This window comes from Blastocatellia bacterium (assembly GCA_035275065.1).
Lineage (GTDB): Bacteria > Acidobacteriota > Blastocatellia > UBA7656 > UBA7656 > DATENM01.
In genome coordinates this window covers 119414-140047 of sequence record DATENM010000105.1, presented here as the reverse complement: position 1 = coordinate 140047, position 20634 = coordinate 119414, and the positions used below count along the sequence as shown (strand labels likewise).

Below are 20634 nucleotides of genomic sequence, written 5' to 3'. Positions count from 1 at the left end.
ATAACCATTTATAGCATACATTTTGGGGCTGCGTCAGGCTACGCTTCTCCGTCACGGTGAAACCGGTTGACTGCGCATCAATGTTCGACCTCACGCTGCAACAAGGCAATCTCATCGGGAGTCAGATAGAATAGCGCGTACACCCGCCGATTCAGTTCCGCTTCCGCGTCGGCCAGTTCGCGCGACATCTGCTCCACCTCGCGGCGCTTCTCGTCAAGGTAAGGCTCCCACTCATCGGCAGTGCGCGGGTTTCTGAACAGGTTGGCCTTTAGCTTGAAACTTGACTTCAAGGCTTCACCGAGTTGGATTAATGAGAGCATCCACCACGCCTGCGCTTTCAGGTTGAGCGCCGGCGCTTCGCTCTGGGTGAATTCTGCGAAGCTGCCGGTGAGCCGCCGGCGCACGTTCTCTTGCAGATCGTAGCGCCGCTGGCCGAGTGCGTTACACCTCTGGGCGAGTTCTGCAATCGCTTCTCTATCTGCATCGGCGGCTTCAGGGATTGGTAGCTGTTCCATGAACTGTCCGAAGAGCCTGTATTGCCAGCGATCACCACGCAGGCGTAGCGGCTGCGCAATCTTGCTGATCAGGAACCACGTCGCCCAAGAGGACAGTATGCCGAGCAGGTAGTAATCGCCGCCTGGAATGATGTAACCCGTGTTGCCCAGGTATCGAGCCTGCGTGTCTATGTTGAAGCGTGGCAGCTTGCTGATGTCCGGCCAGACGATCTTCGTTTCTTCGAAAGTTTTCCAGTAATCAACCGTATCTTGTATTTCGAACCATTGATATGCGCCTTCCTTCCGGCCCGGCCATTTGCCATCTCGTGCCTCATTCCAGTTGGCGGGCTTTGGTTCTAGTCTCTTGCGATGTTGCGATAGATATTCGAAAACCGCAGGGTAGCTCTCGATTTCAATGCCGCGCCGCGTGAAGATCAGATATTGATTCGTGTGCTCGATGTACCAGGAGCGAAGATGCTGACCTTGAATAAATGGCTTGATGATTTCAGCACTCTTTCGGTCTTTAGCTACTAATTCTTCACGACGTGTACCATCAATAATAAACACTTCATTCAAGCCTGTTATTACGCCTCGCAATAATCCACCTTGCGTGCGACCTGACAGAGGCTTTCCAACCTGCATCATCTTGGCGCGAAGGGTGCGCACTTCGTCGCTGTCGAGTTCCCAAGCGTTTGCGCCGAGATGGCTGGTGGTCAAGGTCGGCGCTGCCACGATCACATCCGACAGGTTCTCTGGCGGCTCGCCTTTTGTCAGCCACTTGAACAAACGCATCGGGCCGCCCGGCGCGCACTTGCTCATCACCGCTATCGGCGGGCGAATCATCTCCGCCGCTTCAAACGGCTGGTACTCGCCGAAGTCGATCAGCGATTCGACCCGCGTCTGCCCGGCGAGATACTTTCTCAGCGGCGCGCCGAAGTTGCCGCGCACCCAACTCCCCGACGTGATGAAGCCGACGCGCCCGCCATCGCGCAGCAGTTCGACTGCAAGCTCATAGAAATAGGTGAAGATGTCGGCCACCCCGTGATAGCTCTTGAAACTCCGCTCCCAGTGCGGCTTGTATGGCGCGAGCCATTCCTGGCGGATGTACGGTGGGTTGGCGATGATCACGTCGAAGCCGCCGGCGGCGAAGATTTCAGGAAACGCTGCGCGCCAGTCGAAGGCTTTGGCGTCAACCGCCGTGTCATTCACCACGCTGTTGCCGACCCGTATGCTGTGGTCAAGGTCGGTCAACACCTTGCCACGTTGCGCCGTCTTGATCCACAAGCTCAGCTTGCAAATCTCTATCGCCTCTTCGTTGAGGTCGACGCCGAACAGGTTATTGAGCAGGATGTGGCTGTCGAGGTCGAACAGCGAACGATGGCCGCGCAACTCTTCAAGCCTGTCGTTCGATGCCTGATAGGTAGCGTGGAGCTGGTCGAAGGCTTCGATCAGAAACGCGCCGCTGCCGCAGGCCGGATCAAGGATGCGGATGTGCGCTAGTTCGTCCTGCCAAGCTTCCCAGAAACGCACCAGCGCGGCGCGCTGTGGACGGTTGAGGGCGTCGAGATCGTAAGCATTCGGGTCGGCCAGCGCCTTCTCAGCAGTGTTCTCGGCCTCGCCGTGATGCGCCCGCCGCAGTTGCTCGAAGCGTTCCTTCAGCGTTGCGCCGAGCGTCTGCTCGATGATGTAGCGCGTGATGAAGGCCGGCGTGTAGAACGCGCCTTCCTTTTTGCGGCGCGTCTTATGTTTCTCCAGCCCCAGGCGCTCGGTGAGTCCACTCAACTCGTTGCGTAGCTTTTCCAGATCGGTGATGGATTGCTCGAAGATGTGGCCGAGGATGTCGACATCGACGCTACGGGCCTCAGCGGATTGGGCATCGGCCAGCACCTGATGTGCGGGCCGGTAATCATAGCTGGCCAGATCACGAAAATAACGACACACTTCATCAGGGACAATCAGGCTGTTGAGCAACGCATCATCGGCGAACAAGCCACCGTTGTAGCGCGGGATGCCAAGCGCCGGGCTGCCCTGATCGATGGCGCGAAACAGGCCGCGAAAGTTGTCCCAGATGGGCCGCGGGTTGTAGGGATCAGTATGCTCGTAGGCTTTTTTCACAGTGTCAGGCGGCAGCAAACCGCGATCTTCCGAGAAAGCACAAAACAGGACGCGGTCGAGCAGCTTCTGCGTGCCGGCCAGCACTTCATGCGGCGAGACCTCAGGGTTCATACGGCGCAGGTGCTCGAAGGCGTCTTCGCGAATGTCGGCATAGCGAATGTAAAATTCCTTACTCAGTTCCCGCCCGGCGATCTCTGACGCATTCAGCAGGTCGTATAGATGGCACTGCCCGGCCACTGGCGCAACCCGTTCGGCGCTCAGCAGAAAGATGAATTTCTTGAGCAATGCCTCATCCGCAGCCAGCGATTCGGCGTCGAAACGTTCGTAGGTGTACTGGTCAGAGCCTTTGTGATAAAGCCGCGTCTGCCGCATGGAGGTGACGATGATCCAGTCACAGGGCAAGTTAATCGCGTAGCGATAGCCTTGATCGACTGCCGACATGCGCCGTCCGGCGAACGGACGATCAAGCGGGTCTTTCGGCCCTTTGCCTTCAACTGCGATCACGTATTGATTGCCCGCCGGACGAAATTGACCGATCACGGCATCAGCGAATTGGCCATCCACCTCGACGTGTTTTTCGAGTGAGATGGTGTACCGATTCGGGCTTTCTGCGGGACCAGTGTAGCCGAGCAGGCCGAAGAAGAAATCGGCGATGAACTGCGGCAGTAATTCGCGCTCCTTGAAAGCATCGGCGCGACCGGAAGCGAACATCTCAGCCCACTGGCCAAGCTTGGGGCGTAGACCCTGAACACGGTCAGGCAGTTGAAAGGCGACGAGATGAGGCCGCAAGACTTCGGGACGAAATAACGGCTTGGCGACAGTCGGCAAAGACGGCTCCTTTCTGCGTACAGGCAGTTCGCCACTGTTATAGTCAACGCGGCTGTACGTGTAAAGCCGGATTAAAGAGATTCATTGTCCATGGGCCTGTGTCAATGACCCGGGGTAATCAAGCGTCTCCTTCCCTTGAAAATGATCGCGAACCAATCCGGGGCCGATGGCCAATCCCTTATCGGCAGGTTCCACTTCCCGCTGATGTTGCGCAATGCCCCTACTAGGACAGTGCCTCGAAATATCTTCCCTGAAGAATATCTTTTGTGCAGCAGCGCCGAATCCGCCGTCTCTTGGCCGCCTTGCGACTCTTGGTTCAGATCGGAAACGGCGTACGGGCGACTAAGGCTCGGTCACAGTTCGGTCACAGTTCGGTCACAGATTCGTGCAAAACACTGCGAAACTTTCCGGCGGAAATTAAGGCAAAACAAAGAAAACAGACTGTGAGCCACGTACTTTTTTACATCCTTAACAATCTCTTTTCGCTTGCTTAACCATGCGGGCCGGCAAAGCGGGTATAGTTGTCCTGTGCCGATCCTGGGAATTAAAAACGGAGGAATGATGAATTCAGCGAAGTCCACTTATCTGAGAAGCTCGGCGGTCATCTCGGTGATCGCGGCGCTGCTGGCGGCCCTGGCCATCGCCCAGACGCCGGCCAACGCCAAGCTGCCTGAAACGCCGGCAGGCAAGACCTTCGGCGCGTTCCTGGTCGCCTTCAACAGCGGCAACCTCGAAACCATGCGCCGCTTTCACAGCGACCACGGCGGCAATGTCGATAATGCCGAGCAGGACATGGAGTTCTATAATCAGAGCGGCGGCCTCGTGCTGCATAGCGCCAAAGCATCGGGCGAGTTCGAGATCGAAGCGCTGGTGCAGACTAAGAAAGATGGCAACTGGCTGAACTTCACCATGCGCGTCGAATCGTCTGCGCCCTACCCGCCGACAGCCATCCAGGCACAACCCGCCGAAGCGCCCCGCGATGCGCCGAAGAATGATGCCGGCGCGGCTAAACCACCCGAAGCCGCTGCCGCCCCCGCCAGGCGATTGAGCGAAGCCGAAGTCACGCAATCGCTCACCGCTTTCCTTGAAGAACGGGCGAAGGATGATCGCTTCTCCGGCGTCGTGCTGCTCGCCAGAGAAGGCAAGCCATTTTTCGTGAAAGCCTATGGCCTGGCCGATAAAGCCAAAAACCTGCCCAACAACCCGCAGACAAAATTCAATCTCGGCTCGATGAACAAGATGTTCACCGCCGTCGCCATCGCGCAACTGGCCGAGCAGGGCAAGCTGTCGTTCGATGATAAGGTCAGCAAGTTTCTGCCCGACTACCCGAACAAGGACGTCGCCAATAAAGTCACCATTCATCACTTGCTGACGCACACGTCGGGACTCGGCTCGTACTGGAATGCCAAGTTCGACGCGCGCCGCGCCCAGATCAAAACCGTCGCCGATTACCTGGCGCTGTTCGCCGACGAGCCGCTGTTGTTCGAGCCGGGAGCGCGCTTTGAATACAGCAACTCCGGCTTCATCGTCCTCGGCGCGATTGTCGAGAAGGTGTCGGGCCAAAGTTATTACGACTATGTCCGCAAGCACATCTACGAGCCTGCCGGCATGAAGAACACCGACGCCTATCAAATGACCGAAGAGACGCCGAACCTGGCGATGGGCTACACGAACATGGGACCAAACGACAGGCCGGCGAGCGGCCCGCGCCGCCCGAATACCGAGACACGCCCGAATCGCGGCGGCCCGGCGGGCGGCGGTTATTCGACCGTCGAAGACCTGCTACGCTTTGCCACGGCGCTCCGAGAACACAAGCTGCTCAGCGCCAAGATGACCGAGTTTATCACGACCGGCAAAGTCTCGATGGGGCCGGGCAAATACGGTTACGGCTTCGGCGATATGCAGGTGAACGGCCAGCGCTTCATTGGCCACAACGGCGGCGCGCCGGGCATCGGCTCGGACCTGAGCATCTTTCCGGAGCTGGGATATGTCGCGGTGGTGATGACCAATTATGACCCGCCGCTGATGATGCCGGTGGCGCGCCGCGCGCGCGAGCTGCTGACGCAAGGCCATTGATGACACTGGATGTGGCGCAAGCTAACAGCTTGCGCGAGTCCGTGCGCAAGCTGTTAGCTTGCGCCACATTTCGCGCGCCGGCGATGGCGCGAGCAAAGCGGAATCCGCCCGATGCGCCTTGCCCTTTGAGCCATCGCCGGCGCGCGAACGTTTGCGGATGATCGCTGTGAATTGATGCGGCCAATAAAAAAAGGGCGAGTCGTTTGCACATCGTCTCGCCCTACCATTCTGCTTACTTTGGAGAAGAGATAGCAGTACTTTGCTGCTACTCAAATTCTAACAGGCGCGGCGGCCAATAGCTAGAGGCGACCACGGCGGGTCAATCTCTGAGCGCGGCCATCAACAAAATCGAAACCGCCGCGGGGGTGACGCCGGGGATGCGGGCCGCCTGGCCAATCGTCCGCGGTCGCACACGCCCGAGCTTCTGCACCACCTCATTCGACAGGCCCGCTATCCGCGCAAAATCAAGACTGCCGGGAATCTCCAGCTCGTCATAGCGACCGCGCTTACGCGCCAGCGACTCCTGATCTTTCAAGTAGCCGGCGTAGCGGATGTCATTCATCGCCACAACAATCTCTTTCTGGCTGACCTCCGCGCCCAGGCCGGCGGTGATGATCTCAAGCAGCCGCTGCGGGCTGCAATCCGGGCGGCGCGCCAGGTAATCGAGCCGCTTACCGCTATAGGCATCTGCCGCGCCTTCGAGCTGCAACTCCTCAAGCACCGCGTCGCCCAGATCATTCACCCGCGCCGCCTGCATATACTCCTTAACGCGGGCGACATCGCGCTGGCGGCGCAGGAAGGCTTCATAATCGGCGTCGCTCATCGCGCCGATGGCGTGGGCCATCGGCGTCAAGCGCTGGTCGGCGTTGTCATAGCGCAGCGACAGGCGCATCTCCGCGCGCGAGGTGAACATGCGGTAAGGCTCGTCGGCGCCTTTCGTCACCAGGTCATCAACCATCACGCCGATGTAGCTCTGGCTGCGGTCGAAGGTCACCGTGTCGCGCCCCGTAGCCATCAGCGCCGCGTTGATGCCGGCGACAATGCCCTGCCCCGCGGCCTCTTCATAGCCCGATGTGCCGTTGATCTGACCGGCATGAAACAGCCCGCGCACCCGCCGGGTTTCGAGCGTCGCGTCGAGCTCGCGCGGGTCAACGAAGTCGTATTCGACCGCATAACCGGGCCGCAGCATCTTCACGCTTTCGAGGCCAGGAATCTTGCGGACGAACGCCAGTTGCACCGCTTCGGGCATGCTGGTCGAGATGCCGTTCGGGTAGATTTCGTAGGTTTGATAACCTTCCGGCTCCAGAAAGATCTGATGGCGCGGCTTATCGCTGAACTTCACCACCTTGTCTTCGATGGACGGACAGTAGCGCGGCCCGATGCCGGTGATCTCGCCGCTGAACAACGGCGACTGATCGAGGTTGCGGCGAATCTCGTCGTGTACCGCTTCGTTGGTGTAGCCGATGAAGCATTCGATCTGCGGGCGATCAAGGCGCTCGGTCTTGAACGAAAACGGCACGGGCCGCTCATCGCCCGGCTGGCGCTCGAACCGGGTGTAATCGATGGTGCGGCCATCGAGTCGCGGCGGCGTGCCGGTCTTGAGCCGGCCCATCTGAAAGCCGACGGCGCGAATCGAAGCGGCCAGTTTGAGCGAAGCCGGGTCGCCGGCGCGGCCCGCCTGAAAAGTCTTGCGGCCGCAGTGAATCAAGCCGTTTAGAAACGTCCCCGTCGTTAAGACCACCGAACGGCTTTCGAGGATGGTGCCGCAAGCCATTTCGACGCCGGTGACGCGCTCGCCGGTTATGCGAATCTCCGCGGCTTCGCCTTCGATGATCGTCAGGTTTTCCGTGAGGCTCAAGCGGCGGCGCATCTCTGCGCGGTAGAGATTGCGGTCGGCCTGGGCGCGCGGCGACTGCACCGCCGGGCCGCGACTGCGATTGAGCAAGCGGAACTGGATGCCTGTGGCATCGATGACTTCGCCCATAATGCCGCCGAGCGCGTCGACTTCGCGCACCAGGTGGCCTTTGGCGATGCCGCCGATGGCCGGGTTGCAGCTCATCTGGCCGATGCTGTTGGCGTCAATCGTCAGTAGCGCGGTGCGGGCGCCGAGCCGTGCGGCAATATAAGCCGCCTCGCAGCCGGCGTGGCCGCCGCCGATGACGATCACATCAAACTGGTGTTCTGCACTCATACTGCGCTCGCGTTTCCTCTCAAGTCGCTTTCAGTAGGATAGCATGCGCGTCGTCATCTTCTCTACGCGGCGATTGCAGACGGCGGCGGCCTGCGGCTAAGATGAGGCAGATGATTGTCGAGCTGGTCAAAGAGTTTCGCTTCGAATCGGCGCACCGCTTACCGCGCGTGCCGGCAGATCACAAGTGCGCGCGGCTGCACGGTCACTCATTCGTCTGCGAGGTCGCGGTGCGCGGCGAAGTGGACCCGCGGACCGGCTGGTTCATCGATTACGGCGACATCAGCGACGCCTTCGAGCCCTTGCGCCTGCAACTGGACCATTACTACCTGAACGAGATTGACGGGCTGGAGAACGCCACCAGTGAAAACCTGGCACGCTGGATATGGGAGAGGCTGGAAGGCCGTGTGTCCGGGCTCCACCGCATCACGATTCGCGAAACCTGCCTGAGCCGCTGCGACTATTATGGCGAATAGGAGCCAGGAAGCAGGAAGCAGGAGGCAGGAGGCAGTCAGGACATCCGTACAAATGCAGAAGGCAGCCGGCCATGATGCGAAGATCATATGCCTTGCTGCCTTCACGGCTTTATTACTGCTTCCTGCCTCCTGCTTCCTGCTTCCTGGCTCCTGCCTCCTGCTTCCTGCCTACATGACTTGTGCGACGATGGGCTCCAGGTCGTCGGGCTCAGGCGTCGGCGCTTCAACGAGCAGGGCTTTGCGTCGTAGCTTGTCGCTGTACATCGCTCGATCAGCCGCCAGCAGCAGCTCGTCCAAGGTGTCGCCATCAACCCCGAAGCTCGCCCAGCCGATGCTGATGCCTAAGGTTATCCCCGCCTGCTTGAACCCGAAGTCGTGATTGTCTATGACGCGCTGCACGCGCCGCACCAGCTCGCGCGCGCCTTCCTGATCAATGTGCAGGATGGCGACGAACTCGTCGCCGGCATAGCGGCCTAGAAAGTCCGAGGCGCGAATCTGCCGCGCCAGTATCTGCGCCACTTCGCGCATGACCCGGTCGCCGGTCTGATGGCCGAGCGTGTCGTTGATCGCCTTGAAGCCGTCAAGGTCCATCATCAGGAGCGAGAACGGCAGGTTGAAGCGCCGGGCGCGGCTCGCCGATTCTTCGAACTTGTGGCGCAAGGCGCGCGCGTTCGGCAAACCGGTCAGCAGGTCGGTCAGGGCAATGGCCTGCGTCTCTTCATGCTGCAAGGCGTTGGCGATGGCGTCGGAAGCCAGCTTGGCGACCGCTTCGAGCAATCGCAGGTGGTCAGTTGCATAGGCCGCCAGGTCTGCGTGATAGAGCGTCAACACGCCCAGCACTTCGTCGCCTTTCATCAGCGGCACGCTCATCGCCGTACGGTATTCGTCGCCGGGTTCAATGTGCGCGGCTTTAAAGTCGAGATGCGGGTCGCAGTTGTACATCGGCTGGCGGTTGGCCGCGACGTAGCCGGTGATGCCCGAGTTGAGCATAATCGACTGCCCTTTGAAGCGCCCGGCATGGCGTCCCGCGGCGTGCATCGCTTCCAGCTCGATTGAATCGGTCTTTTGCAGGTAGAGCACGCAGGTCGTGTAACTGACGATGTCTTGCAGGCGCGACGAAAAGACCGCGAACATATCGCGCAGGTCGAGACTGGTGCCGATGGTCTGGGCGATGTCGTAAAGCGTAATGACTTCGCGGTGCGCGTTGCGAATCTGCTCATACACCGCGCCGCGGTTTTCGGGGCGCTGCGGTGATGTCTGCACCAGGCTGGTAAGCGTCATCCGAGTATTGGTTTGCGTCAGCCGCTGCCGGCGCACCTCTTCTTCAAAGCGCGGCAGTTGCTCAAGGAAGACGCGCACCACCTGCGGGTCGTACTTGGCGCCGGCGCCGGTCTCTAGCAGGGTGATGGCTTCGTCGCGTGTCAGCCCTTTGCGGTACTGGCGATCTTCGCGCGCCGCGTCGAAGCAATCAACCACCGAGAGAATCCGCGCCGTCATCGGTATCTCGTCGCCGCGCAGGCCGTCCGGATAGCCTGTGCCATCCCAGCGCTCGTGATGATGGCGCACGACCGGCACGACCGGGTAAGGAAAGCCGACGCGCTCTAGTATCTCTGCGCCGACCGTCGTGTGGACTTTCATCTTCTCGAACTCGGCGACCGTCAGGGCGCTCGGCTTGTTGAGAATGTAATCGGGCACGGCGAGCTTGCCGATGTCATGCAGCAAGGCTCCGGCCTTCAAGGCTTCGACCTCAACGTCAGAGAGGCCGAACATGCGGCCCATCCCGGTCGCGTAAATCTGCACGCGCTGGACGTGATCGTGGGTCGTTTCGTCTTTGGCGTCAATGGCGATGGCCAGCGCCTCGATAGTGCGCAAGTGCAGGTCGGTCATCTGCTCGGCATGGCTCATCGAGGAGCGCACGCGGTCGAGATAGACCTTGTAGGTGAAATAGGTGATGGCGGCAATCGGCACAGAGATGATGAAGGCGTAAAACGAGATGACCGAAAGCAACTGGACGACGAAGCAGGCGGCCACCGCGCCGGCGAAGTAGGTGATCGAAGTCCACAAGAACGATTCCTGCCATGTCTTGAGCAGGCTCTTTTTGTCGCGCAAGGCGTTCACGATACTGACCAGCCCGGAGTTCACCAGGTAATGCGTCAAGGCCATGGTTTCGGCCATCAGCAGCAGGCGGCCAAAGCTGGTGTGCATCTCTGCCGCCGGCAGCCATTGATCAGCGCCGGTGTGCGCCTCTGGCGGAAAGAGGCCGTTGGCGACCAGGCCGGAAACGAATATCGACAGGCTCATCACCGCGACGTTGAACGGCATGACGCGGCGCTTGTTCGGATACTTCAGCGAGCAGGCCAGCCCGTTGATCCCGGCCAGCACCACCGACGGCATCACGCCATAAAGTATCAGCGAGATGTAGAGGCAGGCGTCGTCGAGGGTCACCGTGCCGGAGGTCTTCGGAATGTGAATGTCTGTGCGCCCGACGACGACGACCGTCACCAGGCTGAGCAGAAGCCAGTTGATATGAAACTGATTGCCGAGGGCGAGATGAGACACAGCACATGCAAAGATAGCCAGGCCGACCGTAGAGACGACGGCGAGAAAGATATTCGAGGCCCGACTTTCCTTCGACGGTTGTGACATCGCCTCACCATGGCGCGGTAGAATCGAATCGGCTCACACAGCGCGTGACGCGCTGACGAAAGTGCGCCCATCCTAGATCAACCCGTGTGCCACATCGCAAGCCGCCCGCGCGGCGGCTAAATTCTTCTGAGTTGTGGCAATGGCGACCCCTCCACAGGGCCTTTTTGGGGCGAATAGCGACTTTTTCTTGATGGTCACGGTGACGGGCGGGCCAGCAGGCGGCGCCGGCAGCCGTTTACGGCCTTGCGCCGGCGAATGGCGGATTCGGTCACAATGAAGGAATCGCCCGGCTGAATCGGTCATTTTTCCGTAACCCGCTCGCGCCGCGCCACGAAGCGGGATAGAATCTTTCAAGCGAAAACCGATGCGGATCACAGAGATTTACCAGAGCATTCAGGGCGAATCGAGCTATGCCGGGCTGCCGTGCGTCTTCGTGCGGACGACCGGATGCGACCTGCGCTGCACGTGGTGCGATTCGGAGTTCACCTTCACCGGCGGCACGCGCATGACGGTAGACGAGGTCATGACCGAGGTCGAAAAGTACGCCTGTCCGCTGGTCGAGCTGACCGGCGGCGAGCCGCTCTTGCAACCGGAAATTTATGAGCTGGCGACGCGGCTGTGCGACGCCGGCCATCGGGTGCTGATCGAAACCGGCGGCCACCGCGACATCTCGAAGCTCGACCCGCGCGTCGTTCGCATCATGGATTTGAAGTGCCCGGCGTCGGGCGAATCGGAGAAGAATCTCTGGTCGAATCTCGAAGACCTGCGCCCGGCGGACGAAATCAAATTCGTCCTCGCCGACCGCAACGATTATGAGTGGACGCGGCAGGTGATTCGCGACCACCGGCTCGAAGACCGCGCGCATATCCTGCTCTCGACCGCATTTGGTCAGGTCGAGCCGCGGCAGGTGGTCGCCTGGATGTTGGAAGACGGTTTGCGGGCGCGCTTTCAGCTCCAGCTTCACAAGTTCATCTGGCCGCCGGACGCGCGCCGCCGCTGAGGCAGGAGGCAGGAGGCAGGAAGCAGGAGGCAGTTCTCGGAATCGGCAACGTTTTACTGCATAGCAGCAAGCGATAAATCAGTTCTGAACTGCCTCCTGCTTCCTGCCTCCTGCTTCCTGCCTTACATCCCCATGATGTTATAGCCGCTATCGACGTGAATGATCTCGCCGGTCATGCCGCGCGACATATTCGACAACAGGAAGAGCGCCGCGTCGGCGACTTCCGATTGATCGATGTTGCGGCGCAGCGGCGCGTGGTTGCGCATGTGCTCAAGTATCTTCGAGAAGCCGCCGATGCCTGCCGAAGCCAGGGTCTTGACCGGCCCGGCGGAGATGCCATTGACGCGAATGCCCTGCGGGCCGAGATTCGCGGCCAGGTACTTGACGCTCATGTCGAGCGCCGCCTTGGCAATTCCCATGATGTTGTAGCCGGGAATGACGCGCTCGCCGCCCAGGTAAGACAGGGTGATGATGCTGCCATTGCGCCCTTCCATCAGCGCCGCCGCCTGCCGCGCAATCGCCGTCAGCGAGTAAACGCTGATGTCGTGAGCGATGCGATAGCCTTCGCGTGAGGTGTTGATGTAATCGCCTTCAAGCTCTTCGCGCAGCGCGTAAGCGACGCCGTGAACGACGAAGTCGAGGCCGCCAAGTTCGTCCCGCAATTGGGCGAAGACGGCGACGATGTCTTCGTCTTTGCTCACATCGCAGGGCAACACCAGCGGATTGTTCAACTGCTCGGCCAGCTCGCGGGCGTTCTCTTCGAGCCGCTCGCCCTGGTAAGTGATACAGATGCGCGCGCCGTCGTCATTAGCGCGGCGAGCGATGGCCCATGCCAGGCTGCGCTTATTGGCGACGCCGAATACGACGCCCGTCTTTCCTTCTAAGAGCATGTTTCTCCTATCCGGGTGCCGGGTGTCGGGTGCTGGATAATGCGGCGCTCTCTTCCCAATCTCCAACACCCAGCACCCGACACCTAACGCCCAGCACCCATCTCCTACTGCCGTTTCTCAGGCGTGATCTTCAACACCATGTCGCGCCCGTCGCGGCGAATAGCGATTTCGACTTCCTCGCCGCCGCGCAATTCGCCGAGCGCGTAGGTGTAATCATAGACGTTCTTCACCGGCGTCTTGCCGAGCCGCGTGATCAGGTCGCCGGCCTTGAGCCCGGCTCGCTCGGCGGGCGAGCCGGCGCGCACGCCGTCGAGTTTCATGCCGCCGCTCTGATCCGCGTAGTTGGGGATCGTGCCGAGGTAGACGCGAAAGCCGCCGGCGGTCGGCTTCGATTCGCTCTTCACTTTGACAAAGGCGATGCGTTGCGGCTCGTCGGCAACCGCCGTGGCAATCTCGCGCACGAAAGCGGCGACCTGGCGGATGCCTTCGGCATTGATCTTATCGGCGGTGTCGCTCGGCTTGTGATAATCGTCGTGCGTCGAAGTGAAGAAAAACAGCACGGGGATGTCTTTGACATAGAACGACTGGTGATCGCTGGGGCCGAAGCCGTCCTGCCCGTAGCTCAGCTCAAAGCGGCTCTGGGAGCCATTTCCAGCCGGCATCGCCTTGACCGCGCCGGCGGCGTTGAGGCGCTCGACGAGCGGCTTCCACGCCGGGCTCGTGCCCATGCCGCCGATGAACAGCGAGCGGTTGCGCAATCGCCCGACCATGTCCATGTTGAGCATCGCCACGGTTGAAGCGATGGGCACCGGCGGATTTTTGGTGTAAGCCGCGGAGCCCAGCAAGCCGAGCTCTTCGCCGGAAAAGGCGACGAAGACGACGCTGCGTTTGAGCCGCTCGCCGCTGGCCATCGCATGCGCCAGCTCGAGCAGCGCCGCGGTGCCCGAAGCGTTATCGTCAGCGCCGTGATGAATCTGGCCGTCGGGGTTGGCGGCAAGCGATTCCGGCCCGCCCAGTCCCAGGTGGTCGTAATGCGCGCCGATGACAATGTATTCGGAGGCCAGTTGCGGGTCGCTGCCCGGCAGCAGCCCGACGATGTTGGCGGCATTGCCGTTCACCTTGATGACGTCGCTCTTGAAGGTAGCGGTGACGCGGTCGGCGGACGAATCCTTGGTGATCGTCGGGCGCTTCCCTGGGAAATTTGCCAGGCGCGTCTTGGCACGCTCGACGGCGTCAGCGCCGCTGAATTCGCTCTTGACCGGTGTGGTTTTCTTATCTTCAAGAATCGCGTTGGCGACGACGCGGCTGATGACCACCGCCGGGATGCCCGCGTCGAGGAAGTTCAAATCGTGATGCAGGCGCGATAGGCGGTCGTGCTGAAAGACTTTCTCTTCGCTGATAAAGATGACGCCGCGCGCCTGTTTCTCGCGCGCCTTCAACGTCTTGTTTTGAATCTCCAGGCCGGGCTGGGTGTACTGGGCGAAGCGCCCGTGCGGATTGTCGCCGTCGGGGCTGCCGCGCAGGATCATCACCAGCTTGCCTTTCACGTCCATGCCGTCATAGTCGTCGTACGGCAATTCGGGCGCGCTGATGCCGTAGCCGGCGAAGACGACTTCGCCGGTCGCCGCTTCCGGCGAAGAAAAAGCCAGCGGCATGAAGTCGTCGCCGACCTTGTAGTTCTGCTCACTCTTCGCCGCTTTCACCTGAAACATATTCCGCGGGCCAAGCTCGACGCGCGCCACGAAGCTGAACGGTTGCAGGTAGCCGGCCTTGGAAGCGGGCTTGAGGCCGGCGTCGCGGAATTGCTTTTCGATGTAGCGGGCGGCGAGGTCTGCGCCGGGAGTGCCGGCGCGGCGGCCCTGCAACGGGTCGGAGGCGAGATAGCCGACGTGCTCGCGAATGCGCTCGCTCGAAAGCTCGGCGGGCGCATTGGCCTGCTGGTCAAAGTCAGGCGCGGCGCTCGCCGGTTGGAAGGCCGGCGCGGCGGCGCTGAGCAAAAACGCGATGGCGAGAACCAGCAGGAGAATCTTTCGTGAGTTCATGCGAGCTTACTCCCTATGGGTGAACGTCAAGCGCACTGAAGATGCAGAATCGGTTGTCAAACTGAAGGCGGCGGCGCGCGTCGCCAGCCGATGGCTCATCATAGCCAGCCGTGCGAACGAGTGTCAATGGCCGCAGGCTGACGCCAGGCCGCCGCGCCATTGGCGAGAGGCTATAGCCTTGCCACATATAATGTTTTTGCAATAGATTTCAATTGCTGGAAGGTAGAGTTGACGATACAATTTATATTAGTAATGACGTTAGTAATGATTGCTGTCGGTAAAGATTGTCCCGAATAATCCTGAAATTATGCTGAAGACCGATTGACGGCAAAACCGCTGCGAGTGTGTCAGCGATTCGTCTCGTAGACTTCATCAAGTGATGATTCTCAGGTTGTTGAAACAAGAGCTTGCGTCACAGTAGCGCCAGGCTCGTCAGAAGAAGGAGTGCCCATGTCCGTTGACCAATTCCTGTCTAAACGCCTGCTCGCGGTGTGTTTGACGATGGCCGCGCTGTTCAACTGGGTGTTACTACCGGCCAGCACGTCGGCAAGCGCGGCGACCGCGCCAGAATTGGCTTTGAGCCCGACGGTCGGCGAGACCGCACGGGCGCGAGCGCGGGCGGCTTATGGCGATCTGCCGATGCGCTTTGAACGCAATCAAGGGCAGTTCGACGAGCGCGTCCGCTACGCCGCACGCGGCGCGGGCTACGCGCTCTGGCTGACCGCTGACGGAGCTGTGCTGAGCTTGCTCGGCGGCGCGCGCCAGCCCGCAGACGACGCGGCGCAGGACGAACTCGCGCAAGCCGAGCGGAGCGCGTCGGCCCGCGAAGCAGCGACGGCGGTGATCCGCATGAAACTGCTCAACGCCAACCCGGCGGCAAACGTGACGGGCACAGAGGAGATGGCCGGGCGCAGCAATTACTTCGTCGGCAAGGACGCGGCGAAGTGGCGCGCCGGCGTCAGCAACTATGCGAGGGTGGCGGTGCGCGGCGTCTACCGCGGCGTCGACATGGTCTACTACGGCAACGGGCGGCAGTTGGAGTATGACTTCAACGTGGCCGCAGGAGCCAATCCTGCGGCTATCGGCTGGCGCATTGCGGGAGCCAAACGGCTGCGCGTTGACGCAACGGGCGAGCTGGTGATGGCGACGGCGGCGGGCGAGGTGCGGCAGCACAAGCCTGTGGCCTATCAGGAGATCAACGGCGAGCGGCGCGAGGTGGCGGCGCGCTACGTGCTGCGCGGCAAGAACCGTGTGAGCTTTGCGCTTGGCCATTACGACCGCCGCCAGCCGCTGGTGATCGATCCGGTGCTGGGGTATTCGACCTACCTCGGCGGCAGCAATGATGACGAGGGCCATGCCATTGCGGTGGATGGGGCGGGCAATGCCTACGTCACCGGGCTGACTTTTTCGACGGACTTTCCAACGGCCTCTGCGGTGCAGCCATTGGGGGGCGCCCTGCCTGACCTCTTTGTGGCGAAGCTGAATGCCAACGGCACGGCCCTGGTCTATTCGACCTACCTCGGCGGCAGCGATTATGATGATGCCAATAGCATTGCTGTCGATACGGTGGGCAATGCTTATGTCACGGGCTTCACGCAGTCGCTAAACTTCCCGACCGTCAACCCTCTGCAATCGCCGCACGGCAATCTCATATCAAACTCGGATGCCTTCGTCGCTAAGCTGAATGCGGCGGGCACGGCGCTGGTGTATTCCACCTACCTGGGCGGCAATGGACGGGACAAAGGGCTGTCCATTGCTGTGGACGCCACCGGCAATGCCTGCGTCGCCGGGTGGACGACCTCGACCGATTTTCAAACCGTCAACGCCTTGCAGGCGACGCCCGGCGGCAATGGCGATGCGTTTGTGTCGAAGTTGAATGCCGCGGGCACAGCGTTTGTCTATTCGACCTATCTGGGCGGTGATGGCGGCGACTGGGGGGCTGCCATTGCCGTTGATAACGCCGGCAGCGTGTATGTGGCGGGCGCGACCAATTCGCCCAATTTCCCGCTGGTCAACCCCATACAGTCCGATTTCAAATGCAAGACGGCATTTAAGACACTCGACGGGGCAGCGAACTGGGCGGCCATGAACAATGGCCTGCCGGTTTATGCTGAGGTGGATGCCCTGGCCGTTGACCCACAAACGCCATCCACGGTTTATGCCGCCACCTCGCCGCCCGGCGTTTACAAAAGCACGGATGGCGGCGACACCTGGAGTACGTCGAGCAACGGGTTGCCGCAAGCGACGTTGAACGCCCTGGCGGTCAGCCCGGCGACGCCTTCAACCTTATTTCTGGCGACGGCCAACGGCGTTTACCGAAGCACGGACGCGGGAGCGAGCTGGAGCGTAGCCGGCCAGTCTTTTGGTCCCGCATATTCTATTGCGTTCGATCCAGTGAACCCGGCAAATGTCTACGTCGGCAGGAACAACAGCGTCTCCAAGAGCACGGACGGCGGCAACAGTTGGGCGACGCCGCAGTTTTATGGCGATGGTTATCTGCCCGGCGCTGTTCATGCAATCGCCGTTGACCCGAATACGCCGTCAACGCTTTACATCGGCGGCAAGGGCATATTCAAGAATACGGTCGGTGGCGGCGGCGACTACTGGGAACCTGCCGGCTTCGTAAACTCATCGCAGACGATCTACTCTTTGACCATCGATCCAACCAACTCGGCAACGATTTATGCGGCCACCTCCTACCATATCTATAAGTCCACGGATGGCAGCGGCACCTGGAGCCAGCTTGATAATAATCCCGTCCAAAGTATCCGCGCTCTGGTGATTAATCCGGCGGTCACCTCGACGCTTTACGCGGCAGTCTATGGCGGCGGCGTGATTAAGAGCATGGACGGCGGCGGCAGTTGGGCCACCGTGAACAATGGCTTGAGTAATCTGTTGGCAACAGCGCTGGCCATTGACCCGCAAAACCCGTCGAGGCTTTATACCGGCGCGGCGGTCGCGGGCGACGGCTTTGTCGCGAAACTGGACGCGGCGGGCGCGGCGCTGACCTATTCGACTTATCTCGGCGGCAACGAGGCCGATTCGTGCGCCGCCATCGCCGTGGATGCCGGCGGCAATGCATATGTCACGGGGCCGACGACGGCAAACGACTTTCCCACCGTCAATCCACTGCAAAGCTATAGCGGCGGCAATGACGTCTTCGTCGCGAAGTTGAATAACACGGGCACGGCCCTGGCCTATTCGACCTATCTCGGCGGCAGCGGGTATGACACGTCCTATGGTCTGGCGATTGACGGGACAGGTAACGCCTTCGTGACGGGCTACACGCTGTCGGCAGATTTCCTGGCGACCGACCCGGCGCGAACTTACGCTGACGCGTTCGTGGCCGGCTTGAACCCGGCGGGTAGCGCGCTCATCTATTCGACTTCGCTCGGCGGCCAGACCAATGAGGAGGCCGGCAAAGGCATCGCCATTGACCCTGCCGGCAATGTTTACGTCACGGGCTACACGGGGGCTGCCGACTTCCCGGTGACGCCGGGAGCCTGGCAAACCGTCTCGCACGGCTATCACGATGCCTTCATAACGAAGATTGCTTTCACCTGTTCACCGAGCCTGGCGGCGGCAAGCGCGGCGTTTACCACCAGAGGCGGCAGCGGCAGCGTGAAGGTGCAGGCAGCCGCCGGCTGCGCCTGGCAGGCGACGAGCAACGCCGGTTGGATCATCATCGCTTCTGCCCGCGATGGCGTCGGTGATAGCGACGTGAAATTCGAAGTGCGCGAAAATCCAGACGGCGCATTCCGCACCGGCACGCTGACGGTCGGCGAACAGACATTCACCATCTACCAGGCGGGCGCAGGGTCTGAGAATTGTCAGGTAGCTCTCAACTCCGCGTTTGCGGCCTACCCGGCCAGCGGCGGCTTCGGCTCGACGTACGTGAGCGCAGGGGCGGGCTGCACCTGGACAGCGCAGACGAAGGCGAGTTGGATTACGATCACCCCGGCAACCAATGGAACGGGCAGTCAACTCGTCAATTACACGGTGGCGGTCAACCCGAGCGGCGCGGCGCGCAAAGCCACCATCCGCATCGGCGGGCAGACCTTGTCAGTCAAGCAGAAGGGTCACTGATTTGATGAACGCCTGGGGCGCGGCTCATTCGACGGTGGCGACGGCTTCGCGCTTGAAGAGGCGCGGCACGCCGCAAAGCAGCGCTAGAAAGGTCAAGGCGAGCAGTATGGCGGGGGTCTGCACGCCCTGCGTCGTCGCCAGCATCGGCGCGCGCAGCAACGAGAGCAACTGCGGCAGGCCCATCGTTACCAGCAGCGCCCACCATGCCCAGCGCTCGCCGCGACGATAGGGCACGAGCACGACAAACAGGCCGAGCAGCGCGTAGCCGAGCGCCCAGGTTGCGGCGGTCGCCCGCCGCCCACGTATGGCTTTCACAGCGTCTTCGTTGCCGGTCGCCGCGCGGACGTCATTCAGCGTATAGCCCGGCGCGATACTTTCCTGCGACCAGGTGTAGGCAATCCGCAACGATTGAGCCGCCAAGATCGCCGTCGCCGCCAGCACCACAAACATCAGCACCCAGCTTGCCAGGAACAAGATTCTCGCGCCTTTCATCGTCGCTCCTTTTTGCTTACTGAATTCCCGCCAGGGCCGCCGCCAGCAGGATGGTCTTCTTGACGCCGCGATAATACGGCTCGATCTCGCACCACTCGCCGAGCGAGTGATCGCCGCCGCACGGCCCGGCGCCGGTCGAGAAGGCGTTGAGCCCGGCCAACAGCGCGACGTTTGAATTGTTCGAGCCGGTCGGCGACACCGTGACGTTTTCAAACCCCATCGCGCGATGCACCGCTTCGCCCATGCGCACGCCGAACGATTCGCGGTTGCCCGGCAGTTGCGCCGCCGGCAGCTTCTCTTCGACGTCTTCGACCTTCAACTGAAAGCCGGCGCGCTCGGCCTCTTCGCGGCAGATGTCGGTGATGCGCTTCTCGAAATCATCAATGGCCTTCTGGTCGGTCGAGCGCAGATCAACCGTAAACCATGCGTCGGCGGCCTTGGCATTGACCACTTCAGCGCCGCCGAGCATGCCGATGTTGAGGTTGACATCCGGCTGCTGCGGCAGCTCAAGCTGGTAGATGCGCGAGATGGCGCGCGCCAGCGGCAGGCTCGCCGAGTAAGGCGGCGTCTTTGAGCGCGTGTGGCCGCCCGGCCCGATGAAATGAAACTTGTACCAGTTGATGCCGATGCCGCCATAGGTCAGCCCCTGATAGCCGCCGTCGAGCGCGACGTACTGGCCGATGCGCTCTTTGTTCTCCTGAATAAAATGCTTGGCGCCGCCAAACGAAGTCTCTTCGGCGACGGTGAAGACGAAGAGCAGATCGCTCTGCGTCTTGACGCCGGCTTCGTTCATGGCGCGGATCGCCGCGAGCAAGGCTTCAACGTTGCGTGTGTCATCACCGACGCCGGGCGCGTAGATTTTGCCGTCGCGAATTTCCGCCTTGATCTTCAAGCCTTCCTGAAAGACGGTGTCGAGGTGTGCGTCAAAGACCACGGGCTTGCCCGTGCCCGCGCCTTTGCGGACGGCAATGACATTGCCAACGGTGTCGCTATAGACTCGGTCGAGCTTATAGGTTTCAAGCAACCGCTTAACGAAAGCGGCGCGCGGCTGTTCTTTGCCCGACGGCGCGTTGATCTCGGTAATCGTCTTCCACTCGTTCAGGATGTCGTCGCGGTGCGCGTCAATATAATCAAACGCCCGCTTGAGTTCGGCGCGCTCCATGATAGCTTTCGCCTGAGCGTTGTAATCCTGGGCTTGTACAGTAACCGAAACCACTGCCGCGCAGATGAGCGCAGCCACCAGCTTTCTCATTTTTGCTCCCCGTTGATGGATTGAATTGACGAAGCCGTATTGTAAAGGC

Annotated in this window: 11 protein-coding genes; 4 read left to right on the top strand and 7 right to left on the bottom strand. The window is 60.9% G+C overall.

Annotated features, from left to right (window positions below):
- Positions 1–77: 77 nt before the first annotated feature.
- Positions 78–3437, bottom strand: a complete 3360-nt coding sequence (locus VJ464_23565; GenBank protein ID HKQ08124.1) for a DNA methyltransferase — start codon at positions 3435–3437, stop codon at positions 78–80.
- A 558-nt stretch (positions 3438–3995) separates the two neighbouring features.
- Here VJ464_23565 and VJ464_23560 point away from each other — a divergent pair.
- Complete coding sequence (locus tag VJ464_23560) at positions 3996–5513, top strand: serine hydrolase domain-containing protein (GenBank protein HKQ08123.1); 1518 nt, start codon at positions 3996–3998, stop codon at positions 5511–5513.
- 319 nt (positions 5514–5832) lie between these two features.
- Here the strand turns inward: VJ464_23560 and mnmG are convergent, their stop codons facing one another.
- The gene (gene mnmG / locus VJ464_23555) at positions 5833–7704 is read right to left on the bottom strand and encodes a tRNA uridine-5-carboxymethylaminomethyl(34) synthesis enzyme MnmG (GenBank protein ID HKQ08122.1); all 1872 of its coding nucleotides are present in this window, start codon (positions 7702–7704) and stop codon (positions 5833–5835) included.
- Between the two features lie 110 nt (positions 7705–7814).
- Here mnmG and queD point away from each other — a divergent pair, with 110 nt between their 5' ends.
- A complete protein-coding gene (queD, locus tag VJ464_23550; protein ID HKQ08121.1) occupies positions 7815–8177 on the top strand; it encodes a 6-carboxytetrahydropterin synthase QueD in 363 nt (120 codons plus the stop codon).
- Positions 8178–8345: 168 nt separating this feature from the next.
- Here the strand turns inward: queD and VJ464_23545 are convergent, their stop codons facing one another.
- Positions 8346–10823: a diguanylate cyclase gene (locus tag VJ464_23545; protein HKQ08120.1), complete on the bottom strand. Its 2478-nt coding sequence runs from the start codon at positions 10821–10823 to the stop codon at positions 8346–8348.
- Between the two features lie 364 nt (positions 10824–11187).
- Between VJ464_23545 and VJ464_23540 the strand changes: the two genes are divergently transcribed.
- Positions 11188–11823, top strand: coding sequence for a radical SAM protein (locus tag VJ464_23540; GenBank protein ID HKQ08119.1), 636 nt, complete (start codon positions 11188–11190; stop codon positions 11821–11823).
- A gap of 122 nt (positions 11824–11945) precedes the next feature.
- Here VJ464_23540 and VJ464_23535 read toward each other — a convergent pair whose 3' ends face one another.
- Both VJ464_23535 and VJ464_23530 read right to left on the bottom strand, forming a co-directional pair.
- A complete protein-coding gene (locus VJ464_23535; GenBank protein HKQ08118.1) occupies positions 11946–12713 on the bottom strand; it encodes an enoyl-ACP reductase in 768 nt (255 codons plus the stop codon).
- 104 nt (positions 12714–12817) lie between these two features.
- Positions 12818–14755 (bottom strand): M28 family peptidase, encoded by a 1938-nt coding sequence (locus tag VJ464_23530; GenBank protein ID HKQ08117.1) that lies wholly within the window; start codon positions 14753–14755, stop codon positions 12818–12820.
- A gap of 450 nt (positions 14756–15205) precedes the next feature.
- Here VJ464_23530 and VJ464_23525 point away from each other — a divergent pair, with 450 nt between their 5' ends.
- Complete coding sequence (locus tag VJ464_23525) at positions 15206–18841, top strand: SBBP repeat-containing protein (protein ID HKQ08116.1); 3636 nt, start codon at positions 15206–15208, stop codon at positions 18839–18841.
- Positions 18842–18865: 24 nt separating this feature from the next.
- Here VJ464_23525 and VJ464_23520 read toward each other — a convergent pair whose 3' ends face one another.
- Both VJ464_23520 and VJ464_23515 read right to left on the bottom strand, forming a co-directional pair.
- Complete coding sequence (locus VJ464_23520; GenBank protein ID HKQ08115.1) at positions 18866–19333, bottom strand: hypothetical protein; 468 nt, start codon at positions 19331–19333, stop codon at positions 18866–18868.
- Between the two features lie 16 nt (positions 19334–19349).
- Positions 19350–20585 (bottom strand): M20/M25/M40 family metallo-hydrolase, encoded by a 1236-nt coding sequence (locus tag VJ464_23515; GenBank protein ID HKQ08114.1) that lies wholly within the window; start codon positions 20583–20585, stop codon positions 19350–19352.
- Positions 20586–20634: the final 49 nt, after the last annotated feature.

Coding starts and splice junctions, on each gene's coding strand:
- VJ464_23560 (HKQ08123.1), top strand. CDS start 3,996: ATGATGAATTCAGCGAAGTCCACTTATCTGAGAAGCTCGGCGGTCATC.
- mnmG (HKQ08122.1), bottom strand. CDS start 7,704: ATGAGTGCAGAACACCAGTTTGATGTGATCGTCATCGGCGGCGGCCAC.
- queD (HKQ08121.1), top strand. CDS start 7,815: ATGATTGTCGAGCTGGTCAAAGAGTTTCGCTTCGAATCGGCGCACCGC.
- VJ464_23545 (HKQ08120.1), bottom strand. CDS start 10,823: ATGTCACAACCGTCGAAGGAAAGTCGGGCCTCGAATATCTTTCTCGCC.
- VJ464_23540 (HKQ08119.1), top strand. CDS start 11,188: ATGCGGATCACAGAGATTTACCAGAGCATTCAGGGCGAATCGAGCTAT.
- VJ464_23535 (HKQ08118.1), bottom strand. CDS start 12,713: ATGCTCTTAGAAGGAAAGACGGGCGTCGTATTCGGCGTCGCCAATAAG.
- VJ464_23530 (HKQ08117.1), bottom strand. CDS start 14,755: ATGAACTCACGAAAGATTCTCCTGCTGGTTCTCGCCATCGCGTTTTTG.
- VJ464_23525 (HKQ08116.1), top strand. CDS start 15,206: ATGTCCGTTGACCAATTCCTGTCTAAACGCCTGCTCGCGGTGTGTTTG.
- VJ464_23520 (HKQ08115.1), bottom strand. CDS start 19,333: ATGAAAGGCGCGAGAATCTTGTTCCTGGCAAGCTGGGTGCTGATGTTT.
- VJ464_23515 (HKQ08114.1), bottom strand. CDS start 20,585: ATGAGAAAGCTGGTGGCTGCGCTCATCTGCGCGGCAGTGGTTTCGGTT.